This window comes from Candidatus Jordarchaeum sp. (genome assembly GCF_052745115.1).
On record NZ_JBRAKS010000459.1, the window covers coordinates 1 to 2,648 of the forward strand.

Sequence of the window (2,648 nt, forward strand, 5' to 3'; positions counted from 1 at the left end):
TGACCTTATTTTGGGCAACCATGTGCTTTTAGAACATGTGCCCACCTTTTCTATTGATTTTGTTCACATGTTTCTCGTTAATTATGTGGTTGTTTATTCCCCTTGTTTCGGGGCTTAAAAAATGCTTCTTTCCGGGGAAACTTAAGAAAAACACAAGCGTACACTTCCCGTATACGGGGACAAAGTTTAAACCGTAATAATATTCTATTCTCATTTCTATTCGTCCTCCATTGCGTCTTCTATATTGTCGTATTCTTTTTTCTCGTTTCCAGTGTAAATGGTTACTTTATCTTTGCCTATTCCTACTACCTTCACTTTTCCGCCTAGTGATGCCATTGCTTTTGCCATGATGCAGGCCCTTAAATCGGCGTAGATGCAACTTTCAGCATGCCACGCCATTGTCGGCTCACAGGACTCCTCATTCTCAAAATTTTGGTCACCAAAAGCTAGGTTTATGGGCTCCTCACCAAACTTTGTTAGTACTTTGCCCTCGCTCCAAAACCTGCGGATATAGGGTGCAACCCGCTCCCAGTACTCCTCAGGATTCAAGTCATATTTTATTCTTATACATTCAATCCACAACTCTGGAAATTCAAATTCACTTCCATCCTCAAAAGTTATCTTCATTCCTTACCCTCTCCTATCCTTTAAAGCGCTTCAAACATTTTCCGATTCAATACTCTCTTTGACGAATCCTACTGGACTGAGACCAAAACTAACGCAAATTGCCGCAATTATTTCTGAGTGAAGCTTTGTTCGGTTTCTTTTGGCAAGAGAATCTCCCAAATACTTCTTTGCTACTCTCATTTTTATCTCCCATTTAAGCTATATAAACCACCCTTATCCCATCTGAAAAAACGAGTTTAGGGTAGGTACATCCTTTCCGGTCATGTGCGTCATTTTTAAATAAAGCCACACTAATATGTTATCAAAAGGGAAACAAAATGTCACTTGACGATAGGGCTAAACTACTCGAAACCATCTTGGAGAATTCCCTTGGCATAAGAGAGCTGATAAAGAAATTGAGGTGGAACCCTTCACGAGTAACCCAACTACTGAACAGAATGAGTGAAGAGGGACTCCTAGAGTTAAAACCAGTTAAAAATGACACGCGGGGCAGACCCAAAAAAACAGTGGTTTTAACAATCTTAGGCCTTGATTTTCTGGAAACCCACAGAGAGTTAAGAGCGAAACCACTCAGGGCAAGAAAAGAAGACTTTGAACATGCAGTTAAGGACGCCCTATACGCTGAAAGACTAGCTGCAAAGGGCCAATCACTTTTTAGACTGTTTCTGGAGCTGAACCAAATTGTCCACAATATTAGGAGTTCTTCGGAAGCTTCTCAGCCTACTTGAAGAAAAAAACCTTCCATACATGATAATTGGAGGCTACGCCCTTCCCTTCTATGGAAGAGTCAGAGCCACACTCGATATTGATGTAGCCGTTATGGTAGAGATGGAAGAAGAGTTGGAAAAGCTTCGTGAGTGTTTACTCTCAAAAAACTTCAACGTTGAACTTTACTCCCCAAGGAACCCCTGCTTTGTAGTGGTTGACCGTGAAAGTGGCGTTGAAGTAGAAGTTTGGCTGAGACCCGACGGAATAGTTTTCGACCAAGAAACTCTAAAGAGGAGAAAAAGAGTCAAACTGGACAAAGACCTAGAAGCATGGATTGTTTCCCCAGAAGACTTCATAGTAAACAAACTTGCCAGGCCAGACAGAGGAACAGTCGACGAACAAGACGTAAAAAGCGTACTAACCCGACAAAAAAACAGTTTAGATGAAAGCTACCTCAAAAAAAGAGCGAAAAACGCCGGAGTACTAAAGGTCCTGGAAACCATCCAAAAAATTTGAAGCACCATCTTTGGTTCCAGTCCGTTAAAAACCTTCTTTGCCTTGGATGATGCGGACACTAAACCATTCAGTTTTCCTCAAAGGGGAATTAATTATTCTTTTTCTTCTATGCTTATTTCTCTTCAAATTTTTCCTTTAGATGGTGTTTCTTGTGTTGTCTATCAAAACGTAGGCACCGAAAAGTGCTTCGTAAACGTTGAGAGCGGTGGTTGCGTGGATGCCTTCGTTGTCTAGCTTTTTGGTGAGTTCTCTAATAGTGCTCGGCCTTCTGATCAAATCAACGAAGTAGGTTGTGTCAATACATTTCATGCTCTAGCCTTCTATCGATTTCTTTCCGGATGGAGCTTACAGCTTCCTCGTAACCCTGCACATCGCTCAGTTCGGGGTAGAGATCTAGCACTTCAATTAGTTTACCTTTCTTCCCCACCAGCCTCTTTATTACATCTGAGAAACTTTCATCGTTTCTTTTGATGCTCTTCAAAAGTTTGTACGCTTCATCTGAGAGAGATATTGTTTTAGTCATATGTGCAAATATGTGTACAAATATTTAAATTTGATGAGGTGCCAGAAGTTGTCCCATAATTCTCTTGGATTTTAACAGGTTTGAGGCAGCAAGCTGACCGCCAAGCGTGACGTCACCCATTATCTCCGTTGAACCAAAACACCGAGAACATGACTCCTGCAGAGAAATGTTTTAGAGTGGAGGAAGCTTCCAAATTCCTCCCCAGGTGATTCCATGAAAAGGGTTTACAACAGTAAAAAGATTTAATACTAAATAATACCATATATGGCTATGT

General features: G+C 41.0%; 6 protein-coding genes. 2 read left to right on the forward strand and 4 right to left on the reverse strand.

Going from position 1 to position 2,648, the window contains the following annotated elements:
* Positions 1 to 216: 216 nt before the first annotated feature.
* Positions 217 to 627, reverse strand: coding sequence for a hypothetical protein (locus ACUVXA_RS19540; protein WP_445872968.1), 411 nt, complete (start codon positions 625 to 627; stop codon positions 217 to 219).
* A 30-nt stretch (positions 628 to 657) separates the two neighbouring features.
* On the reverse strand, positions 658 to 807 hold the full coding sequence (locus ACUVXA_RS19545) for a hypothetical protein (protein WP_445872969.1): 150 nt from the start codon (positions 805 to 807) through the stop codon (positions 658 to 660).
* Positions 808 to 944: 137 nt separating this feature from the next.
* On the opposite strand from ACUVXA_RS19545, the gene ACUVXA_RS19550 reads away from it, so the two are divergent.
* The gene (locus tag ACUVXA_RS19550; RefSeq protein ID WP_445872970.1) at positions 945 to 1,355 is read left to right on the forward strand and encodes a hypothetical protein; all 411 of its coding nucleotides are present in this window, start codon (positions 945 to 947) and stop codon (positions 1,353 to 1,355) included.
* Entirely contained in the window at positions 1,309 to 1,851 is a 543-nt protein-coding gene (locus tag ACUVXA_RS19555; RefSeq protein WP_445872971.1) for a nucleotidyltransferase, read from the forward strand. Before ACUVXA_RS19550 ends, ACUVXA_RS19555 begins: the two co-directional genes overlap by 47 nt.
* A 135-nt stretch (positions 1,852 to 1,986) precedes the next feature.
* Here ACUVXA_RS19555 and ACUVXA_RS19560 read toward each other — a convergent pair whose 3' ends face one another.
* Both ACUVXA_RS19560 and ACUVXA_RS19565 read right to left on the reverse strand, forming a co-directional pair.
* The gene (locus ACUVXA_RS19560; protein WP_445872972.1) at positions 1,987 to 2,160 is read right to left on the reverse strand and encodes a hypothetical protein; all 174 of its coding nucleotides are present in this window, start codon (positions 2,158 to 2,160) and stop codon (positions 1,987 to 1,989) included.
* Positions 2,147 to 2,374, reverse strand: coding sequence for an antitoxin VapB family protein (locus tag ACUVXA_RS19565; RefSeq protein WP_445872973.1), 228 nt, complete (start codon positions 2,372 to 2,374; stop codon positions 2,147 to 2,149). The genes ACUVXA_RS19560 and ACUVXA_RS19565 overlap by 14 nt, the downstream gene beginning before the upstream one ends.
* Positions 2,375 to 2,648: the final 274 nt, after the last annotated feature.

What these genes read in the sequence shown, in the direction of transcription:
- ACUVXA_RS19540 (WP_445872968.1), bottom strand. Translation starts at nt 627, where the DNA reads ATGAAGATAACTTTTGAGGATGGAAGTGAATTTGAATTTCCAGAGTTG.
- ACUVXA_RS19545 (WP_445872969.1), bottom strand. Translation starts at nt 807, where the DNA reads ATGAGAGTAGCAAAGAAGTATTTGGGAGATTCTCTTGCCAAAAGAAAC.
- ACUVXA_RS19550 (WP_445872970.1), top strand. Translation starts at nt 945, where the DNA reads ATGTCACTTGACGATAGGGCTAAACTACTCGAAACCATCTTGGAGAAT.
- ACUVXA_RS19560 (WP_445872972.1), bottom strand. Translation starts at nt 2,160, where the DNA reads ATGAAATGTATTGACACAACCTACTTCGTTGATTTGATCAGAAGGCCG.
- ACUVXA_RS19565 (WP_445872973.1), bottom strand. Translation starts at nt 2,374, where the DNA reads ATGACTAAAACAATATCTCTCTCAGATGAAGCGTACAAACTTTTGAAG.